Genomic DNA, 21,109 nt, shown 5'->3' on the forward strand with positions numbered 1-21,109 from the left:
GACTCCTAAATAGGTGTCTACTTTTATGGAGTCAGATCAGTAAGCTGTCAAAATTTTAAAGCGAGTAGATTTATATTTACTCGCTTTTTTGTTTTTAGTTATAAAATACTTAGGCATTAAAATTACTTTTTCGCTAACGTTTTAACTCATTAGTTATTGGTATCTTAGGTTTTTTAAGGGCGGCTTTGAGCGAGAAGCAGTCATACAGGTGAGTCGTTATTAACTTAGTAAGAATAAGAGGAAATTTTCCTCTTTTTTACATGTTTATATAGACCACAGAAAGCATGATATTTATAACTAGCAATAACTTACACTATTTGTTATTAATGTATGTTCATAAAATAAGGACGTTTTCGCACTAAAATAGGGAAATTGTCTTTGATAAAGCTGTTAGCACCTAGGAGAAAATTTGGCATCTTGGAATTTAAAAGCTCTCAGAGAAAAGTTAAAAGCTACTCATGATAAAGACAGTATTGAGCGAGCAGTCAAATGCATGGACTCATTCGACTGGAAAAGTAAAGCAGCACTTTATCATGTTTATACAGCTAATGAGGTCTTTTCAAAATATTCAGGTAGAAAAGATAAAGATGTTATAGAAATGATGAATCGGTTATTTTCAGAGGATAGCGATATAGAGTTTGAAAAAGCTCGTTGTATAAGAGAGTTTTCTTTGGTCGCAGCGGCAACAACTGTCCATACTCTTCCGGAAATATTAGCTCAAATTATAGCAGTATCGACTGACCCAGAAGTTAGAAACGTTCACTCTATCTCATTCAATGGTGTTGTCAAAAGGATGATGAATCCAGAATACAAATCAAAGCTAGAGGCCTTTCAGGAAAGTTTCGAATATAAGTATGTTCACGCTTTTACAAATACCGTAAAACATATTAGCCTTGTCAAACCAAAATATAGTGTTGGCTTTGATACTCATAATTATCATGGGGTAGTATTTGATTCGTTCACTTTTAAAGGTGAGGACTTCGAATCAATTCGAGATGAAAAACTAGTAGAGTTTATTAATTCAATTAGATCACATTGCGTTAAATTAGGCCAAGAGCTGAATGAACTCGTCAATTAACGTCTTTCGCTGGGACGCATACAATTAGGGCTGCTTCGCTATTGAAAAGTAAGCTGTTTCAAAGGAGTTGAGTATGATCCAACACTTGAGTAAGTATAAAGAATATATAAAAAAATGCGGTGTTGGTGATAATGATGTGGTTGCAGATTCACGTAAGTCTTATATCTCTTATTTAAACGGTGTTTCTAAACATCTAAACATCACAATTTCTCCCAGTATTTTATCTAATGAAAATGATGTGTTCGAGCTATCTAATAGATTAGCAGAGGCTAAGCAAGTATCACCTAAAACCATCATAAATTATGGTGCTGCAATGAAAATGTATGTAAATATGGTTTCATCTTTAGGTTTAAAAAACAACTAACAAATGACTATGATGCCACTGTCCGCAAATGGTACTACCCAGCCACTCGGCAACATAAAATATTGATAATAATTGGTAAGGTATTTTACTGTGTCGGATGGCGCTTCGCTTATCCGACCTACGCAGGCACAAAAGAGTTACTAATATTGCATTAGGTTTTTGGTTGGTAGCCCCTGCAGGAATCGAACCTGCAACTGCCCCTTAGGAGGGGGCCGTTATATCCATTTAACTAAGAGGCCACACCGAGCTTACAGCTTACAGCTTACAGCTTACAGCTTACAGCTTACAGCTTAGCTTACAGCTTACAAAAATTATAACGGCATCTTGTTTTTCATATCAAGCTAAAATTAACTTAATTGCTTGATAAATATATATCTTCTTTGTTTAACACGTACAGCGGTATGAGTTTTCGGCTGCTTGCTACAATATGTTTGCTGTGAACATTTATAACGCGGGTGTTTACTGCTACGCCATTTGGGCGGTAAATTAACGTACCTGCTAATACATAGTTAGCCATGCTGCTTTCGCTTAGCTTTTCTATATCGCGCGATAACACGAAGTCGCCTCTGTTTGATACATCAATGTTGTCCATGGTTTTAAAATCTACCACGCCGTAGCCAAATTTTTGCAGCTGATGAATAAACGTCTCTGCTAGTTGATTACCCAACTGATTACTTTTATTAAGCGATGCGTCTAAATCTACAATGGTGGTAACCGCTATGTTGATGCTGTTGTTATCGGCTTCAAGCGTATCGACTAAATCCAGCGCCATTTGCTCTACATAGTTTGCCAGCGTTTTGTGGTGTTTAAGCGGTGTAAACTGCCTTGCTGTGTCGTACTCACTTTGCTGCTGCACAGATTGGTTGGCATACACTGGCGTTGGTTGGCTACTTTGCGTTACCACGGTGTAGTCTGAGCGTGTGTTTATGCTTTCGTTATGCTCATTATTTTGCGTTATTGAACAGCCAGTTAATACTAACGTTGCCGTTAGCCCCGCTATAGCAGATAGTTTGTAAAACATGGTTAACCTCACTCGCTGGCTTGTTTAAGCATAATTCCGTCGGTGCGATAGCTACTGTTTAGCGCATCAACCACTGATTGAGGGATAAACCCTTGCGCACTGCCCACTACCGCTTTACTTTTAATGCCCACTATTCGTGCATTTACCAGTACGCCACCTTGGTGGCTCACAAGAGTTCCTGCTAATACGTAATTAAAGTTTTGATCTTGGTTTAGCTCTAGGTAGTCGCGGCTAAATACAAAGTCGCCTGCGGGGGTTACTCGCATATAATCGGTGGTTTTAAAATCGATAACCGGTACTCCAAAACTATGCAGCTCGTGCATAAAGCTTTCGGCTATTTGGTTACCTAACAGGCTTCCATCGCTGTAGTCATCATCTAAAAATACAAAGCTAGAAACGGCAAGTGGCGTTTTGTCGTTTACGTATTGCAGGTTTTCGACCATGTCTTGCATTATACCGCGCACATAATGGTTTATATTTTTGCGTTTTGCAGGGGCACTTTTGGTGTAGTTACTTTGCTTGTTTAAATTAGACTGAAATAACGCTTCATTTGGTGCAGGTGCTTTTACCGCACGTTGCTCTGAAACAAGCTGGGCTGCATTATCTTGCTCAACTTTCTCCGGCTCTGAATGTAGCGAATTTAACATTTGCGAACAGCCAAAGCCTAATGGCAAACATAGGGTAATTAATAGGTTTCTCATGGTGTGCTCCTAATTAATATTCGCTGCGGTACAAAGAGCCGTCACGCTGCTGAATTTTTTCATTTCCCCACATTACATTTATAGGGATCTCTGTGCTGCCTGCCGACAGTACTTGCTTGTTTTCAATATTAACGAGTCGTGCATTAACTATATAAGCATGCTGTTGGCGCGTTACAGTGCCGGTGATGACTAAGTCAATATTTTGGCGATTGCGTAATTTACTTAAGTCGCGGCTTAATATGCTGTCTGCGTTTTGCGCTAATATAAGGTTATTGCCAAGGCGGTACTCAACGGTATGATAGCCAAGCTGGGTAAATTGCGTTAATAAGCTTTCTTGAATTTGTAAGCTCAAACCCGAGGCCTGCCCTGCTACTAGCTTAGTATCTAAAGCATCCGCATAAAAAAAGCTACTCACACCAATGCGAGCATTGGCATTTAAAGCGCCATTTACATGGTTAAGCTGCGAGGTTAGATTTGCTACATACTCGTTAACGGTATAGGGTGCCATTGCTGCTTTTGGCGCGTCAGTAGGCACACTCGGCTCTGGGGGCGGAACCAAGTTGCAAGCAGTTAAATTTAACAATACTAAAGGCAGTAAAAGGCGCATAGTTGCCGTCCTCTTCAAAACATACCGAGGATAAAGCAATTATTATGCCTAATTAACCTAAACTCTGGATAATAAACCTATCTCTAGCCAGAGATAATAAATTTAAGTATCAAGATAGTTCAATATGCTAGTAAGGCTCTTAACCAGAGTTCAGGTTAATTAACTTTGAGGCGTTTTGACGTAGTAGGTTACAAAGCAAGTATTATTGTTTATTAATAACTTACATGCATCCTTTGCTGCTTCTTTTGTTTTAAACGCACCAAGCTTTAATCTATAAAAGGTGTGCTGGTCAATCAGTACTTGCTCGGTATTTACTTCAAGCTTATTTGAGGCCGATTGAAATTGCTTTATAGCCGCTTCAAGTACCGCTTTATTTTTATATGCCCCCACTTGCACAGCAAACAGCGCATTTGTATTTACAACAGCTAAGTGGTTAGTTTGCTGTGGTTTTGGCTGCGCGTTAAGTTGTTTTAATTTATCTACTGTGCGCTGTAATTCACTTTCTAGCTTTAACAGTCTTTCTAGTTGAGGCTTGGTTTGTTGCCACTGCTGCGCTGACTCTTTTAATACGGCTAAATCATCTTTTTTAATGAGCACCGCCTGCTTTTGGGCCGTTGCGAGTGCGTGAGCACTGTTTGCTAATGCAAAGCCTAAAACTAATGTGGCTAAAAAATCCTTGTAGTGCAGCATAAGTATGTGGTTAATTTGGGTAAGAGTGGACGCTATTTTAACAGCCAATCAACGCTTAGCAAGTCACGCGTGCTACGGCCTATTGCGCTTTTATACCAATTAACTTAATTAAGTAATCTATTATGAGGATAGTAAAACGTATTGATAGCTAGGCAAAAAAAATTGCTATTTAGTTGTTCTAAACGAGATTTATTAACGCAGAACGCAACACGATTAGGCCCATAAAATGATTATTTATTATTGCGGGTTGGTATCACTATTAAAGTTTAATTGGCTTATCGGTGTAGTTACTTACAATGCAGTCGAGCTTATACATTTTAAATACTTCACAGTCGGCTTTGGCATTTTTAAGGTTTTTATAGGAGCCAAGCTTTAAGCGATAAAAGGTTTTATCATTTATTTTTGCGGTTTCTACGTTGGTTAATATTTTATCTCTAAATAGTGGCGCTGCTTTGGTATTTAGTTCTTGCCAGGCCTTGGCTACATCCTGCTTAGAATCAACCGAGGCAACTTGTAATGCAAATACATGTTTAGGGGTATTAAGCTTTATAGTTTGCTTTTGGTTATTGTTAGCAGCTTTGTAAGTTTGCTGACGACGCGGCTCGTTGATGGTTGTACGCGAAGGCGTGCGAGTGTAACGGCTGCTGTAGGCAGGGCTTGAATTAGATTGTGCAATAGCTTTAGAGTTTATTATATCTATATGATTAACCAGGTAAGTAATTTCTTTTTCAAGCTTTAAAATACGCTCTATACCGGCGCGTGCTTGCTGCCATTGCATTGCGGCATCTTTTAATTGCGCAAGCTCTAGTGCAGTTATCGATACGTAATCGGGCGTGGTGTTAGGTATTTCATTATCAACAGCAGGTTTAGCGGTAGGCGTAATAGAGCACGCCGTGCCAAACGTAAGCGTAAAAAGGCATACAAAAAAGTGTTTATAGTATTTTTTTAATTTAAGCATGTACCCGTTATCCTGAAAGCAGTGCCTGTGCACTTACATTTCAGTTAAACATTCTCACAAGAAAGCGTTTAACTTAGCAATTTAAACAATGAGCGATTTTTGCTCCCGCACGCTAATTTACCTGCATAGATAAAATTAACATGACCCTTCCGTGAGTTTGGCTTTTAATACAACTTTGATGCCAATTAACATAAACTTTACAATATAAATTACGTTATGTTGCTATATAACGCAAGTCAAATTCAGAACATAATTAAGCGTAGACCATCTTTATTACTGGCGGCGTTAAAATTAAGTAAACCCATACCTATTTTTGTATTAATAATTTAGCACTAAAAAAGGCGCCTAAACAGGCGCCTTGGTGGGTAATTTAATAAAAACTAAATTAACGATTTAATAAATGTTTTTAAATCATCTGCAAACTCGTCGCGGCGCAGAGCAAACTCTATCGTTGCTTTTAAGTAGCCTATTTTGCTACCGCAATCGTGGCTGCGCCCTTTCATTGCGTACGCGTCTACTTTTTCTTGCTGCATTAGCATGGCAATTGCATCTGTAAGTTGAATTTCGTTGCCAGCCCCTTGCGGCGTTTTAGCAAGCAGTGGCCAGATGTTTTCGCTTAATACATAACGCCCTACTACCGATAGGTTTGAAGGTGCTTCATCTACTGGCGGCTTTTCTACCATGTTAATAATTGGCGAGCTTTCACCTTGGTGAAGCTCTACGTCACCTAAATCAACAACACCAAATTTGTCTACTTCGTCCATTGGTACTGGCTCAACCATAATTTGGCTGTGCTTAGTTTCTTCAAAACGGGCGATCATCTCTGCTAGGTTGTCTTTTTTAAGGTCGCTCTCTACGTCATCAACAATTACATCTGGCAAAATAACCACAAAGGGTTCGTTGCCAATAATTGGCGCTGCACAGTTAATTGCGTGGCCTAAGCCTTTGGCTTCGCCTTGGCGTACGTGAATAATGGTCACATCTTTAGGGCAAATTGCCTGTACTTCGGCAAGTAATTGCCGCTTTACGCGTTTTTCAAGCGTGGCTTCTAGCTCAAAGCTGGTATCAAAATGGTTTTCGATAGAGTTTTTACTTGAGTGTGTTACAAGTACAATCTCTTTAACACCTGCTGCTACCGCTTCATTTACTACATATTGAATAAGCGGGCGGTCTACCACTGGGAGCATCTCTTTAGGAATAGCTTTTGTGGCAGGTAACATACGCGTTCCAAGGCCTGCTACGGGGATCACTGCTTTCATCTTGTTCTCCTTAATCTTATTATACTGAAAACGGATATTGGATTGGTTCGTGGCATTGATAGCCTACTACTTCAAAATCGTCTCGTGTTACCCATGTTTCTATATCTTCTAGTGATTTTATGTTTGGGTTAATATTTAATTGCGGTGAGTCAAACGGCTCACGTGTTAGCTGTACATCGCGCATTAACGGTAACTGGTTTTCGTAAATATGCGCGTTAGCAATTTTATGATACGCCTTACCTGCTTTATGGCCGGTAATTTGCGCTACCAATGCCAGTAATACAAAGCACTGAATTTGATTAAAATTAAGCCCTAGAGGCACATCGCAACTGCGCTGATACGATGTTAAATACAGCGTGTCGCCAAGCAGCGAAAACGTATGCGTGTGCATACATGGGCGCAAGCAACCAAGCTCAAACTCACCAGGATTATAAAAGGTAATTATTTCACCTCTGTCATCAATCCCGTTTTTTAAGTTATTTATTACTTTAGCAAGCTGATCGAGCGTTGAGCCATCTGGGCGCTGCCAATTACGCCCTTGCACGCCATAAACGCGGCCCATGTCGTCCTCGCCTTTGCGGTTAGGGTTATTTAGCCATGCGTTATTATCGTTTGCGTTTGCATCCCACGTTTTACAGCCTATATCGCGAAATTGCGCTGCACTATCGTACCCTCGTAAGTAACCTAAAAGCTCTGCTATAGCGGCTTTGTAGTAACTTTTACGAGTGGTGATCATAGGAAATTTATTATTACCTACATCGTATTCTAAGTCGGCATTAATAACGGTTAAGCAGCGCGTGCCTGTGCGTTTGTTTTCTACCCATACACCTTCGTCAACGATGCGCTGACATAATTTTAAATATTGTTTCATGATCTGTTCTTACTATGCCTTTGCTGCGGTTACAGGTTGCGGTTTTTTGTACGCCCAAATTAATAGCCCTAGGCCACCAATTATCATAGGTAACGAGAGTATTTGACCCATTGAGATAAAATCGGCAAATAGGCCAAGCTGCGCATCTGGTTGGCGGAAATATTCAATACAAAATCTAAATACGCCGTACCCTAATAAAAATACACCAGCTACACTGCCTGCAGGGCGAGGCTTTTTAATAAACCATAATAAAATTAAAAACAGGACTAGCCCTTCAAAAAAGGCTTCGTATAACTGCGATGGGTGACGTGCAAGCGGCCCACCCGTTGGAAATACCATTGCCCATGGCACATCGCTTACGCGGCCCCATAATTCGCCATTTATAAAGTTACCAATACGCCCTGCTAATAAGCCTACCGGAACCAGCGGCACCACAAAATCTCCCACTGCAAATAGTGATTTTTTGCGGGTTTTGGCAAATAGTATAATAGCGGTAATAACCCCTAATGTTCCGCCGTGGAAAGACATACCGCCTTGGTCAATTCTAAATAAATATAATGGATTTTCTAAAAAGTAGCTAAACTGATAAAACAATACATAGCCAATTCTGCCGCCTAAAATAACCCCTAGCATGCCGTAAAAAAGCAAGTCGCTAACTTGCTCTTTAGTCCAACCAGAGTTTGGTTTTTCGGCTTGACGATTAGCAAACCACATCGCAAATGCAAAACCAATTAAATACATTAAACCGTACCAACGTACGCTTAGCGGTCCAACAGAAAAAATTATTGGATCGATTTGAGGAAACTCAAGTGCCATAAATAAACCTTTAGCTAAAAACCATTTTAAGTGCGATGAGCACAAGCAACACCGCGAAAATTTTCTTTATTATATTAACAGGTAAATAATGAGTTGCTTTAGCCCCTAAGGGCGCCACAAACCACGATGTTATTACAATACCAAATAATGCAGGTAAGTATACAAACCCTGCGAACCCATGGGCTAAATCGGTTACCTGCCAGCCTGCGCTTATATAACCAATAGAGCCAAATAGTGCGATAACAATGCCGCTCGCTGATGCACAGCCTATCGCTTTTTTCATATCAACTGAAAAGTAATTAAGCATAGGGGCAATAAGTGCGCCGCCACCAATACCTATTAAACCAGAAAGCGCGCCCATAAGAGCAGAAATGCTCCCTAAAATAATCCCTTTTGGTAGCGGTTTTTCTTTAAGCGATTTACTACGTGATGCCAACACCATTCTGCCTGCAATAAATACAACACTTATTGCAAACACGCTGCGTAATGCTTGTTCGGGTATTAAACTTGCGGCAAAGCCACTTATTAACGCGCCTAAGCCTACACCCGACATAACCCACGGTGCAATTTGCCACGGCACATTATCATTTTTATGATGAGCCAAGACTGAAGAAGTAGAAGTGAATAAAATAGAGGCAAGCGATGTTGCAATAGAAATAACTAATACGTGATCAGGTGAAGTAACGTCAAACATCAGTAATAAGCTACTTAAAACAGGCACAATAATTAAACCGCCGCCTATCCCTAATAGCCCAGCTAAAAAGCCAACTACACAGCCAAGTAGCGCACAACTGGCCACGAGTAAAGCTAAGTCATACATAGTGTTCTCAAATACCTTTTCGTGCGCCTATATTAAAGGATTATAAAGTTAATAGCATCTTTAAGCGCTGCATTATTTGGCGGTATAAAACAGATCGCCTAATTGGTGTTCAATCATAAAATTGCGCGTTAAGCGCAGTACCTGTTTAGCGTTCGATTGCACTAAGCACTCTGCGAGTAATTGCTGCATATCGTTAATATTTAAGCGCCTTAAAATCCACTTTACTTTAGTTAACGACGACATGTTCATACTTAAATGCCTATAACCCATGGCAATGAGTAAAATAGCGCCCTCTGGCTCGCCGCCTAGCTCGCCACATAAACTAAAGGGTAAACGGTGTTTATTACATTCATTCGCTACTTTATTTAATACCCTTAACACACCGGGGTGATATGGGTTAAATAACTGAGCCACACGCGCATTTGCTCTATCGACAGCAAGTAAGTATTGCGTTAAATCGTTACTGCCTACTGAGCAAAAATCTACTTTTTTAGCCCACTCGTCGAGCATAAATATACTTGAGGGTACTTCAAGCATAATGCCCACTTCTGGGCGCTCCAAGTTTTGCTCTGGGTGTTTTTCTGCCAGTTCAAAATAAGCTTGTTCAAATAACGCGAGCGCTTCGTCTACCTCTTCTGTACCGCTGATCATAGGCAGCATTATTTTTAAATTACCTAAGCCCATGTTTGCTTTTAACATAGCTTTGAGCTGATCTAAAAACAGCTCTGGATGGTCAAGGCTTATGCGTATGCCGCGCCACCCTAAAAAGGGATTTTCTTCGGTGATATTAAAGTAATCTAAAACTTTATCGCCACCAATATCTAGGGTTCGCATAACCACAGGCGCTGGGTGGTAACTTTTTAGCACCTCCCTATACCAGTTTTCTTGCTCAGCTTGCGATGGAAATTGCCCCTTTTGCATAAACCATGCTTCGGTACGATAAAGCCCTACCCCATCGCAAATATGCGCACTGCTTTGCTCTGTATTAAGCTCAAGCCCTGCATTTAGCATTAAATTTATTTGCTCACCATCTAAGGTAACCGACTGCGCACTTTGCTCTGCTAAAAAGCGGTTATTGAGTAGTTTATCTTGGTGCTTTAACTGTGCGTATTCATCGAGTAACACTTGCGAAGGAGAAATATATAAACGCCCAGCAAAGGCATCTAAAATCATTGGTTTGGCATCAAATTGCAATAAGGGTAAATCTTCAATACCCCAAATAGCCGGTATTCCCATCGCTCGGGTTAATATAGAGGCATGGCTATTGGCTGAGCCATTCACACTCACTACACCCGCTAAATGCCCGTTGGGTACTTCAGCCAGCATGGCGGGCGTTAAGGTATTAGCAATTAATATGGTATTGGGTGGGTAATCTTTTACTGCGTGCTCTGTGTTTACAAGGTGGTGTAATACCCTTAAACCAATGTCTTTTACATCAACTGCGCGCTCTTTAATGTAGGGGTCTTGCATGGCATTAAACTGCGAGATAAGCCGCTCAATAACAATTTTTAAGGCGCTTTTTGCACACCAGCCCTCTTGTAACTGTACCTCAACATTGTGGCCTAAACTTTTGGCATCAAGTAATTGTTGGTATACATCAAATACCGCGAGTGCTTCTCGCGGAATTGAGTCACTCAAGGTCATAGACAGGGTATTAAATTCTTTGCGGGTGGCAGCAACGGCTTGTGTAAACAAACGGCGCTGCTCGGCGCTATCGGGATCTTTTTTTAGCTCTATAGATTTAAAATCAAGCTTAGGCAGTACCACAAAGGCTTGGCCAATCCCAATACCTGGTGCACTCGATACCCCTTTGAGCACTGAGGTTTGGTGTGATGATTCGTCTTGGCGTAAAAGCTCTTTTATTTCAGCATGCGCAAGTTGCGAGGCTAGCTGCGCTGAAAGGGTAATTAAAAACGACTCTTCGTCTTGGCTAAAAACCCGCGCCATTTTTTGTTGTACAACAATAACGCCCAATACCTTTTTTTGATGCACAACAGGTACAGACAAAAAGGCATTGTAACCTTCTTCGTTTACTTCGGGGGAGAGCTTAAAACGCGGATGAGATTTTGCAAAAGCAATATTAATGGGTTCTTCACGCTGGGCTACTAAACCTACAAGCCCTTCGGTAAAACCAATTCTAAACTTACCTACGGCGTCGGGGTTAAGGCCTTCGGTTGCCATAAGTACAAAGTTATCTTGGCTGTAGTCGGCAAAATAAATAGAGCAGCACTGGGTTTTCATGGCCTCTTTAACCATTTTCACAAAGCACACTAAGGCACTGTCTAAATTCGCTTGTTGCGAAACAGACTCAGCAATGGTTCTAAGTGTTGCCAGCATTACCTGCTCCTTATTTTATAATTATGCTACTACCTTTTGTGTCGCCACTGTTCTTTATGATGTTCTCTTTTATTAAAAGGCATTGCAAACGGTGCAAACTCTTTCATCACCCGTCTGTATACATCGCGTTTAAACGACACCACTTGCCTTACTGGGTACCAATAACTCACCCAGCGCCAATCATCAAACTCGGGATGATGTGTTTTAAGCAAGTTTACATCTTCATCTTTGCAACGCAGTTTTAATAAAAACCATTTTTGTTTTTGCCCAATACACACCGGACTAGAGTCGCGGCGAATTAATCGCTTGGGTAATTTATAGCGTAACCAATGTTTTGAGCTTGCAACTATTTCTACATCTTCTGGTCGCAAACCTACTTCTTCGTGTAATTCACGGTACATGGTTTGTTCGGGTGTTTCTCCGTCATCAACACCGCCTTGGGGAAATTGCCAAGAATGTTGACCGTAACGTCTAGCCCAAAAAACCTGCCCCTGATTATTGCAAATTACAATTCCGACATTGGCACGAAAACCTTCGGCATCAATCACCTTAGTGCCTCATTTGTAAGTCGATTTTTAATGATTGTTCCACATTAGCTGCAATTCGGCAAACACTATTATCCCCAAAGTCATCACGCCCTAATCGCACGTTTACTATTTACACTGTGCATAACGACTTAACCTTAAATGAGCACTGAGTAATTACAAGGATAAAATAACCCCTAATTGACGCAACTTTTAGCAAAAAAAGCTAAGCTATGCCTTGATTATTATGTTTAGTGCTATTTACTCACAGCTTGTGTATAACTTTTGATAAACAAGGCTATTTTGCAAACAAGTCCACAATAGCAGATCTAAAAACTCGCTTTCTCCACAGATTCTGTGGATAAACATGTTTATATAGTTGTATTTATCCCATATAGAATTTGCTAACTTAATTAAAGCTGAATGAGTTAATTGAAAATATTGAAGCTAGTCAGTCACTTACAGTTAAACTGTGACCTTTTGGGGTGAGCAAAATTACGCCAAACACAGTGCGTATAAAAAACAACCAAAAGCAAAGATATCCACCTTACGGGGGTTTTGCTATCATGGCGCTGTTAATTATTCAAGGTAAATGAGTAGAATGCGACCAACAAAACCCCATTCAATTAATGACTTAATGCAACGCGTAAACGCTATTGCCGGTTTAACATTAGGGCAATTAGCCTCTCAATACAGCTTTAAAACCCCTGACGACCTATTACGCGAAAAAGGCTGGACCGGGCAACTTATTGAATACGTGTTAGGCGCTACTGCAGGCTCAAAACCCCTCCCCGACTTTGAAGATTTAGGCATTGAATTAAAAACACTGCCTATTTCGTATAAAGGAAAACCCTTAGAAACCACTTTTGTGTCGGTTACCCCCCTTATAAACGTAACCGGCATGACGTGGCATACAAGCGCTGTGCGTAAAAAACTCAATCATGTTTTATGGCTGCCTATATTGAGTGAGCGCGATATTGCGCCTTTTGATAGAACCATAGGCAGTGGCTTTTTATGGCAGCCTACGCCTGAGCAAGATGCGTTGCTACAACGAGACTGGGAAGAACAAATGGAGTTAATAGCGCTTGGGCGAGTTGATGAAATATCGGGCCATTTAGGGGATGCTATACAAATTAGGCCTAAAGCCGCTAATAGCAAAGTAGTTACCGATGCTATTGGTCCAAATGGGCAAACAATAAAAACCTTACCGCGTGGTTTTTATTTAAAAACCAGTTTTACAGGGGCTATTTTAAAGCAGCAATTTCAGCTCTGAGCTGTGCAGAAAATATTATGTCCTTTTTCGCACTGCGTGCGCGCGTCAGCAAGCTTAACGCCTACAAAGCATTCTCATCTCTTTGATAAATTATCAGGCATAAAAAATCCCCGCATTAGCGAGGATTTTATCATCTAAAATTAAAAATAAGATTCTATATAGAATAGAATTACTGACCTTTAACTTCTTTAAGACCGTTGTAAGGTGCTTTAGAACCTAGCGCTTCTTCAATGCGAAGAAGTTGGTTGTACTTAGCAACACGGTCAGAGCGGCTCAATGAACCTGTTTTAATTTGACCAGCAGCAGTACCTACCGCTAAATCAGCAATAGTTGCATCTTCTGTTTCGCCAGAACGGTGTGAAATAACAACTGTAAAGCCTGCATCTTTAGCCATTTTGATTGCTGCTAACGTTTCAGTTAGTGAACCAATTTGGTTAAATTTAATTAGGATTGAGTTAGCAATACCGTTATCAATACCGCGTTTTAAAATCTTAGTGTTAGTTACGAATAAATCATCGCCAACTAATTGGATTTTATCGCCCATTAATTTAGTTTGGTGCGCAAAGCCATCCCAATCTGACTCATCTAAGCCATCTTCAATAGATACAATTGGGTATTGCTCAGTTAAATCTTTTAAGAAGTAGTTAAACTCTTCTGAAGTGAACTTTTTGCCTTCACCTTTTAGATCGTAAATGTTTGCTTCTTTGTCGTAAAACTCAGATGCTGCACAGTCCATAGCCAGTGTAATATCTTTACCTAGCTCGTAACCTGCGTTTGCTACAGCTGTTTTAATAGCAGCAAGTGCCGCTTCGTTTGATGCAAGGTTTGGTGCAAAACCACCTTCATCACCTACCGCTGTAGAGTGGCCGTCTGCTTTTAATACTTTAGCAAGGCTGTGGAATACTTCAGCGCCCATACGTAGGCCTTCGCGGAAGTTTTCAGCGCCAACAGGTTGGATCATAAATTCTTGAATATCTACAGAGTTATCTGCGTGCTCACCACCGTTGATGATGTTCATCATAGGTAACGGCATTGAGTAAACACCTGGTGTACCGTTTAAGTCTGCGATGTGCTCGTAAAGCTCAACTTTTTTAAATTGTGCAGCGGCTTTTGCAGTTGCTAGTGATACCGCTAAGATAGCATTTGCACCTAGTTTTTCTTTATTTTCGGTGCCATCTAAATCTAGCATTACTTTATCTACAGCACTTTGCTCTAATGCATTTTGGCCTTTAAGCGCATCCGCAATTTCGTTGTTAATAAAACCAACTGCGTTTAATACGCCTTTACCTAAGTAACGGGCTTTGTCACCATCACGTAGCTCTAGTGCTTCGCGAGTACCTGTTGATGCACCTGAAGGAGCGGCAGCGCGGCCCCAAGAACCATCAGCTAAATATACATCAGCTTCAACAGTAGGGTTACCACGCGAGTCCATAATTTCGCGACCAATTACTTTTACGATTTCTGACATCTTGATTCCTCTATATTCCCAAAATGGTGAGTTCAGCTAACTTTACTACGTTTTATATCTTTTAGTCAGCCCTTTAGACAAAAAAGCCGTGCAATATGCACGGCTTTTATTAATTACGAAGACGTTTTTTGATGAGTATGAGCGGCTGCTACAAACCCTTCAAATAACGGGTGACCATCACGTGGTGTTGACGTAAATTCCGGGTGGAATTGCGCGGCAATAAACCATGGGTGATCTTTGTTTTCGATGATCTCTACTAGTTTTTTATCTTCTGATAAACCGGTAAAGCTTAAGCCTGCTTGCTCTAATTGCTCTACAAAGTTGTTGTTTACTTCGTAGCGATGACGGTGACGTTCAATAATTTCTGTATTGCCGTACACTTCGTGCACCTTAGAACCCGGCGTTAAGTGACATTTTTGTGCGCCTAAACGCATGGTGCCACCTAAATCAGATTTTTCATCACGTATTTCAATGTTACCTTCAGCATCTAACCACTCTGTGATTAAGCCCACCACTGGCGCTTTTGAGTGAATATTAAACTCAGTTGAGTTAGCGTCGGTTAAACCTGCAACATTACGTGCGTATTCAATAAGCGCTACTTGCATACCTAAACAAATGCCTAGGTAAGGTACTTTGTTTTCACGGGCATACTTAGCCGCTAAAATTTTACCTTCAACACCACGGCCGCCAAAACCACCTGGTACTAAAATAGCGTCTAGATGAGAAAGCAGTTCTACCCCTTTGCTTTCTAAGTCTTGCGAGTCAACGTATTCAATATTAATGGTTAAACGGTTTTTAAGACCTGCATGCTTTAGTGCTTCGTTAACTGATTTGTATGCATCTGGTAGTTCAATGTACTTACCAACCATACCAATCGTTACTTCGCCAGTCGGGTTAGACTCTTGATAAAGTACTTGTTCCCATTCAACTAAATCAGCTTCTGGTGCGTCAAGGTGGAAACGACGACACACAAAGTTATCTAGCTCTTGTGATTTTAATAGCGCAGGAATTTTGTAAATGCTGTCTACGTCAGGAAGCGAAATAACCGCTTTTTCTTCAACGTTTGTGAACAATGCAATTTTTGCACGTTCATTGTTAGGCAATTTACGGTCTGAGCGACAAATAAGAATATCTGGCTGAATACCTACAGAGCGTAACTCTTTAACCGAGTGCTGTGTTGGTTTTGTTTTCACTTCGCCTGCAGGGCCTAAGAATGGCACTAGTGTTAGGTGAATAAATAGCGCGCGTTCGCGGCCAATTTCTGTACCTAACTGACGAATTGCTTCAATAAATGGTTGTGATTCAATATCACCTACTGTGCCACCAATTTCTACAATCGCAATATCATGACCTTCAGCACCGTCGTATACACGTTGCTTAATGTCGTTTGTGATGTGTGGAATAACCTGAATGGTTGCACCTAAGTATTCACCACGGCGCTCACGACGTAGTACATCTTCGTACACTCGCCCTTGTGTGAAGTTGTTGCGGCTGGTCATTTTGGTGCGAATAAAACGCTCGTAGTGACCTAAATCAAGATCCGTTTCGGCGCCGTCTTCTGTAACGTATACTTCACCGTGTTGAATTGGGCTCATTGTGCCTGGGTCAACGTTTATGTAAGGATCCAGCTTTAAAATGGTAACATCTAAACCGCGGGCCTCTAAAATAGCTGCCAATGACGCTGCTGCAATACCTTTACCCAACGAAGAAACAACCCCGCCAGTAACGAAGATAAATTTTGTACTCATGCGAACCCTAGAATATCAGGAATTAAAAGGAATATAACACCCGAGAAAGAGACTCTGGGTATATCATCAAGACGGGGCGAAATTGTACCAAAACAGCGTTGAGCAATCCAGCTAAAAATAGCGTTTAGACGCACAAAAAATGTTCGGTGATTAACATTAGGTTGTACTGAGCTAATCTTATTTCGCTTTTTTAATGGCTTCCCATGCTTCTTCCATTTCGTCAAGCGTTGCGCGCTCTAAACTTTTACCTTTTGCAATTAAATAACCTTGCACTTTTTCAAAGCGCGCCGAGAACTTATCGTTGGCTTGTCTGAGTAGTTGCTCTGGGTCGCGTTTAACATGGCGAGCCACATTTACCGTGGCAAATAATAAGTCGCCTATTTCTTCTGCTGTATGATCGGATGAAGGGTCGTGCTCAAGCGCTTCTTTTACTTCAAGTACTTCTTCACTTACTTTATCAAGTGCCCCGTGGTAGCTTGGCCAATCAAAACCAAGTGCGGCAACACGCTGCTGAATTTTTTTAGCTTTAGTTAGGCTTGGCATATTGGTGGGTATATCTTGCCAAAGTGAGGCTTTGCTTGGCTGTACTTTTGCTGCACGCTCTTGTGCTTTAATTGCTTGCCATTGCTTTGCTAATTGCTCGTCGGTTAACGCTTGCTTAGTGTTAAAAACATGAGGGTGACGGCGGGTAAGTTTACTATTTAGCTCACTAACCACGTCGTTAAAATCAAACATGTCCTGCTCTTTAGCAAGTTGTGCGTAAAAAACGATTTGAAACAGTAAATCACCCAGCTCATTTTTAAGCTCGTTTAAATTACCCGACTCTATGCAGTCGGCCACTTCAAAGGCTTCTTCTAGCGTGTGCGGAACAATCGATTTAAAGTTTTGCTTGCGATCCCACGGGCAACCGTCGGTAGGATCGCGAAGCAACGCCATAATATCGAGTAGTTGCTCAAGTGCGTTAACGTTTGCCATTTTATTGGTTTCGCTTGGCACTGTGAACACCTTCAATTTGATGCAATTTAGACAAAACCCGGTTTGTGCCCGATAGGTCATGCACTTCTATTTGCATAGTAAATACCGCTAACTGATCGGCCCCAACAGTATTAACGTTCATGTTGATCACATTTACTTTTTCGTTAGCCAGTACAGAGCTAATATCGCGAATTAAACCTGAGCGATCGCTTGCTTCTATTTTTATACTTAGCGCATAAGAGCCATTTATTTCATCTGACCAACTAACCGATATAACACGCTCTGGGTGTTGCTCTTTTAAGTTGTTAAATGAATCGCAATCTTCGCGGTGTACCCCAATGCCACGGCCTTGTGTAATATAGCCAATTATTTTATCGCCAGGTACTGGGCGACAACACTTAGCAACGTGGCTCATTAAGCTGCCCACGCCATCCACCACAATGCCGTTTTTATCGCCAGTTACTTTACTTGGCGCTTTAAAACGAATTACGGGTTCTTCTTCGGTACGATCACTGACAAAGTTAAGCATTTGGTTTAAGCGAACATCGCCGGCACCTATGGCAACCATTAAGTCATCTAGTTCTTTAAAATTAAAGCGCTTAATAGCTGGGTCTAAATCTTTGTAGGTTAAATCTAGCTTTTGCAGTTCGTTATCTAGAATCTCTTTACCGGCGCTTAAGTTTTTATCGCGGTCGAGCTGTTTAAACCAATGATGGATTTTAGCCCTTGCACGCGACGATTTAATATAACCAAGCGATGGATTTAGCCAATCGCGGCTTGGATTAGGCTGCTTTTGCGTGAGAATTTCTACCTGATCGCCCGTTGATAGCTGATGTGTAAACGGCACTATTTTGCCAAATACTTTAGCCCCTATACAGCGGTGCCCTACATTTGAGTGAATGTAGTAAGCAAAATCAAGCGGTGTAGCGCCAACAGGTAAATCGATAATATCGCCGCTTGGGGTAAATATATAGACGCGGTCTTCTACAACTTGGTTTTTAAGCTCTTCGGCTAAATCGCCCCCATCAACCACTTCTTCTTGCCATTGCAATAATTTGCGCAACCAGCTAATTTTTTGCTCGTAGCCTGAGTCACGCCCAGGTAAAGCGCCTTCTTTATACATCCAGTGCGCGGCTACGCCTAGCTCTGCATCTTGGTGCATTTCGCTGGTGCGTATTTGTATTTCAACGGTTTTCCCTTCAGGGCCAAATACCACGGTATGAATTGATTGATAGCCATTTTGTTTGGGTGTAGCAACGTAGTCGTCAAACTCTTTATTTAGGTGGCGCCAATTAGTGTGCACAATACCTAGCGCGCCGTAACAATCTTGCAGGCGCTCTACAACAATTCGCATTGCTCTAATATCAAACAGCTGATCAAACTCGTAGTTTTTTTGCTGCATTTTTTTATAAATGCTGTAAATGTGCTTAGGGCGGCCATACACTTGCGCCTCAATACCGGCTTCGCTTAGGCGAGCTTTTACTTGCGCAACCATATCTTCCATATAGGCTTCACGAGCAAGGCGTTTGTCATCAAGTTGTTTAGCAATGCTTTTATAGGTGTCGGGGTGTAAATACCTAAACGATAAATCTTCTAGTTCCCACTTAAGCTGGCCTATACCTAACCTGTTTGCTAACGGGGCAAAAATATCGGCGGTTTCTTTAGCGGCAATAACACGCTCTTCTTCATCGCCATTTTTTACATTGCGTAAATGGCACACTTGCTCAGCAAGTTTAATCACTACAGCGCGCACATCTTCAACCATGGTAAGTAACATTTTACGAATGTTATCTACCTGCATAGTGCCTTTACCTTGGTGCGATAAAGTACTAATAGCAGCCATTTGCGCAACCCCTGTTAAAAGCATGGCTACATTTTTGCCAAGTTGTGCTTCTACGGTTTCAAGGTCTACTAAGTCATTTAAGTAGTAATGCGTGAGATACGCGGTTGCGAGAGATTCTGCATCTAAATTTAGCTCGGCTAAAATCTCGACCATTTCTATGGCCGTGTTTTGCCGTGCTTGGTTGTCACATGTAACACACAATGCTTGCGCTTTGTTTAGTAGCGTTATTTTCTCTTGCGATAACGCTAACTGTTTTAGGCTAGTAGCAAAGTCACCTTTGTCGTCCTGCTGATGTGATTGACGTGTAGCGACCATAAAACGCTTTACCTCCGTTGAAATAACGCCATTGTTTCTATGTGTCCTGTATGTGGAAACATATTCATTAGCCCAGTTTTAGTAACTTCAAAGCCTGCTTGCGAAATAATTGCACTGTCACGGGCTAAAGTAACAGGATCGCAAGAGACATATAAAATGGTTTTAAACTGCTTTAAAGGTAGTTGCTCTAAAACAGCCATAGCACCTGTGCGAGAAGGGTCTAATACTAATACGTCTAGCGCCTTATTAAACCATTGTGCTGTTTCAATTTTTTGCGTTAAATCAAAACAATGAAAGTGCGCATTAGTGATAGAGTTAGTTTGCGCATTTTGCGTCGCCATTGCAACCGCCGATGCAACCCCTTCTACTCCAATAACCGATTTAGCATGCTGGGCTAGCACTAATGAAAAGTTACCAATACCACAAAATAAATCCAATACTTGCTCGTTTCCTTGCAAGTTAAGCCAATTTACTGACTGAGCTAACATAGCTTGGTTAACATCATCATTTACTTGAATAAAATTACCAAGGCCAAATTCAAATTTTAATTTAAACTTTTCTAAAAAATAATACGGCGTAGGCAAATGAGCCTGCTCTATAACATCGCTGTTGTCTTGCCAGGTAATTAACCACTGCTGTGCGTTTGCTGCTTCTTGTACGTAGCTTTTGGCTTCATCTGGTATCGCTTTAGTATGGCGAATAACAATAAAGTTCCCAGCTTCGTTTTGGCACAACTGCAAATGACTTATACTGTGTAGCGCTTTGTATTGATTAATAAGCGTTTCAAAAATACTAAATACGTTAGTAAATGCCTTACTAAGCACATCACATTGCTCAATACTAATCACATTTTTAGAGCTAGGCGCACGATACCCAACTCGCATTTTTTTAGCGGCTTTATCATACATTACGGCAATACGCGCACTGCGTCTGTAATGAGTGGGCTTACTTAAAAGAGGCGCTTGCCAATTTAAGTCGCTTAATTTGGCAAATTTTTGAAACAGTTGCGTCACTGCATTTTGCTTTTCAACCACTTGCTGATTTATTTCTAGGTGCTGCAACTGGCAACCACCACAGTGATTATAATGCTGACAAAAAGGCTGCGTGCGCGCACCGCTTGGATTAATAACCTTAACCAGCTTTGCACTACTGTACTTGGCTTTATCTTCAATTAGGCTTGCCGTTACTTTTTCATTCATTAAAGCGCCGCTTACAAAGCACACTTTGTTATTGTGTTTGGCAACGCCCCGCCCTTGATGATCCATGGCCGTAATATTAAGTGTGAGTGTTTGCTGTTTAAGTGGTTTTTTCTTTGCTTTAAAAATTTGCGCCATGCGGCATTACCTTAAATTTTGTATTACGTATAAGCAAATCAGATGCTTTGAGAATAGCCGATGAACCGTATATACTCGATCCATACTAATAATGATAATAACGCTTC

19 protein-coding genes and 1 tRNA gene are annotated in these 21,109 nt (G+C 41.0%); 3 read left to right on the forward strand and 17 right to left on the reverse strand.

The window, feature by feature from the left end; all coding sequences use genetic code 11:
• Window positions 1–409 precede the first annotated feature (409 nt).
• The gene (locus AN395_RS08200; protein ID WP_054982688.1) at window positions 410–1,078 is read left to right on the forward strand and encodes a hypothetical protein; all 669 of its coding nucleotides are present in this window, start codon (window positions 410–412) and stop codon (window positions 1,076–1,078) included.
• A 73-nt stretch (window positions 1,079–1,151) separates the two neighbouring features.
• Window positions 1,152–1,442 (forward strand): hypothetical protein, encoded by a 291-nt coding sequence (locus AN395_RS08205; RefSeq protein WP_054982689.1) that lies wholly within the window; start codon window positions 1,152–1,154, stop codon window positions 1,440–1,442.
• Window positions 1,443–1,606: 164 nt separating this feature from the next.
• On the opposite strand, the gene AN395_RS08210 is transcribed toward AN395_RS08205, so the two are convergent.
• The 12 genes from AN395_RS08210 to rppH all read right to left on the reverse strand — a co-directional run bounded on the left by AN395_RS08210 (window position 1,607) and on the right by rppH (window position 12,070).
• Window positions 1,607–1,681 (reverse strand) — tRNA-Arg (locus tag AN395_RS08210).
• Window positions 1,682–1,794: 113 nt separating this feature from the next.
• Window positions 1,795–2,463, reverse strand: a complete 669-nt coding sequence (locus AN395_RS08215; protein WP_054982690.1) for a FlgO family outer membrane protein — start codon at window positions 2,461–2,463, stop codon at window positions 1,795–1,797.
• A gap of 8 nt (window positions 2,464–2,471) precedes the next feature.
• The gene (locus AN395_RS08220; protein ID WP_054982691.1) at window positions 2,472–3,164 is read right to left on the reverse strand and encodes a FlgO family outer membrane protein; all 693 of its coding nucleotides are present in this window, start codon (window positions 3,162–3,164) and stop codon (window positions 2,472–2,474) included.
• A 13-nt stretch (window positions 3,165–3,177) separates the two neighbouring features.
• Window positions 3,178–3,771: a FlgO family outer membrane protein gene (locus tag AN395_RS08225; protein WP_004586247.1), complete on the reverse strand. Its 594-nt coding sequence runs from the start codon at window positions 3,769–3,771 to the stop codon at window positions 3,178–3,180.
• A 159-nt stretch (window positions 3,772–3,930) separates the two neighbouring features.
• Window positions 3,931–4,461, reverse strand: coding sequence for an SPOR domain-containing protein (locus tag AN395_RS08230; RefSeq protein ID WP_054982692.1), 531 nt, complete (start codon window positions 4,459–4,461; stop codon window positions 3,931–3,933).
• A 259-nt stretch (window positions 4,462–4,720) separates the two neighbouring features.
• A complete protein-coding gene (locus AN395_RS08235; protein ID WP_054982693.1) occupies window positions 4,721–5,419 on the reverse strand; it encodes an SPOR domain-containing protein in 699 nt (232 codons plus the stop codon).
• Window positions 5,420–5,799: 380 nt separating this feature from the next.
• Entirely contained in the window at window positions 5,800–6,678 is an 879-nt protein-coding gene (galU, locus tag AN395_RS08240; RefSeq protein ID WP_004586244.1) for a UTP--glucose-1-phosphate uridylyltransferase GalU, read from the reverse strand.
• 19 nt (window positions 6,679–6,697) lie between these two features.
• Window positions 6,698–7,549: a thymidylate synthase gene (locus AN395_RS08245; RefSeq protein WP_004586243.1), complete on the reverse strand. Its 852-nt coding sequence runs from the start codon at window positions 7,547–7,549 to the stop codon at window positions 6,698–6,700.
• Between the two features lie 12 nt (window positions 7,550–7,561).
• Complete coding sequence (lgt, locus tag AN395_RS08250) at window positions 7,562–8,365, reverse strand: prolipoprotein diacylglyceryl transferase (protein ID WP_004586242.1); 804 nt, start codon at window positions 8,363–8,365, stop codon at window positions 7,562–7,564.
• A gap of 10 nt (window positions 8,366–8,375) precedes the next feature.
• A complete protein-coding gene (locus tag AN395_RS08255; RefSeq protein ID WP_054982694.1) occupies window positions 8,376–9,185 on the reverse strand; it encodes a sulfite exporter TauE/SafE family protein in 810 nt (269 codons plus the stop codon).
• Between the two features lie 72 nt (window positions 9,186–9,257).
• Window positions 9,258–11,522, reverse strand: a complete 2,265-nt coding sequence (gene ptsP / locus AN395_RS08260) for a phosphoenolpyruvate--protein phosphotransferase (protein WP_004586240.1) — start codon at window positions 11,520–11,522, stop codon at window positions 9,258–9,260.
• A 29-nt stretch (window positions 11,523–11,551) separates the two neighbouring features.
• The gene (gene rppH / locus AN395_RS08265) at window positions 11,552–12,070 is read right to left on the reverse strand and encodes an RNA pyrophosphohydrolase (protein ID WP_004586239.1); all 519 of its coding nucleotides are present in this window, start codon (window positions 12,068–12,070) and stop codon (window positions 11,552–11,554) included.
• 577 nt (window positions 12,071–12,647) lie between these two features.
• On the opposite strand from rppH, the gene mutH reads away from it, so the two are divergent.
• Entirely contained in the window at window positions 12,648–13,319 is a 672-nt protein-coding gene (gene mutH / locus AN395_RS08270; RefSeq protein WP_004586238.1) for a DNA mismatch repair endonuclease MutH, read from the forward strand.
• A 169-nt stretch (window positions 13,320–13,488) separates the two neighbouring features.
• On the opposite strand, the gene eno is transcribed toward mutH, so the two are convergent.
• From eno to rlmD, 5 genes are all read right to left on the reverse strand, one after another.
• A complete protein-coding gene (gene eno / locus AN395_RS08275; RefSeq protein WP_029771921.1) occupies window positions 13,489–14,787 on the reverse strand; it encodes a phosphopyruvate hydratase in 1,299 nt (432 codons plus the stop codon).
• A 113-nt stretch (window positions 14,788–14,900) separates the two neighbouring features.
• Window positions 14,901–16,535 carry a CTP synthase gene (locus tag AN395_RS08280; RefSeq protein WP_004586236.1) on the reverse strand — a complete coding sequence of 545 codons (1,635 nt, stop codon included), beginning with the start codon at window positions 16,533–16,535 and terminating at the stop codon, window positions 14,901–14,903.
• Between the two features lie 177 nt (window positions 16,536–16,712).
• Window positions 16,713–17,510, reverse strand: coding sequence for a nucleoside triphosphate pyrophosphohydrolase (mazG, locus tag AN395_RS08285; protein WP_054982833.1), 798 nt, complete (start codon window positions 17,508–17,510; stop codon window positions 16,713–16,715).
• A gap of 1 nt (window position 17,511) precedes the next feature.
• Complete coding sequence (relA, locus tag AN395_RS08290) at window positions 17,512–19,668, reverse strand: GTP diphosphokinase (RefSeq protein ID WP_054982695.1); 2,157 nt, start codon at window positions 19,666–19,668, stop codon at window positions 17,512–17,514.
• Between the two features lie 8 nt (window positions 19,669–19,676).
• Window positions 19,677–21,002, reverse strand: coding sequence for a 23S rRNA (uracil(1939)-C(5))-methyltransferase RlmD (gene rlmD / locus AN395_RS08295; protein WP_054982696.1), 1,326 nt, complete (start codon window positions 21,000–21,002; stop codon window positions 19,677–19,679).
• Window positions 21,003–21,109: the final 107 nt, after the last annotated feature.

The sequence above is a fragment of the Pseudoalteromonas sp. P1-30 genome (genome assembly GCF_001400005.1).
GTDB lineage: Bacteria > Pseudomonadota > Gammaproteobacteria > Enterobacterales > Alteromonadaceae > Pseudoalteromonas > Pseudoalteromonas atlantica.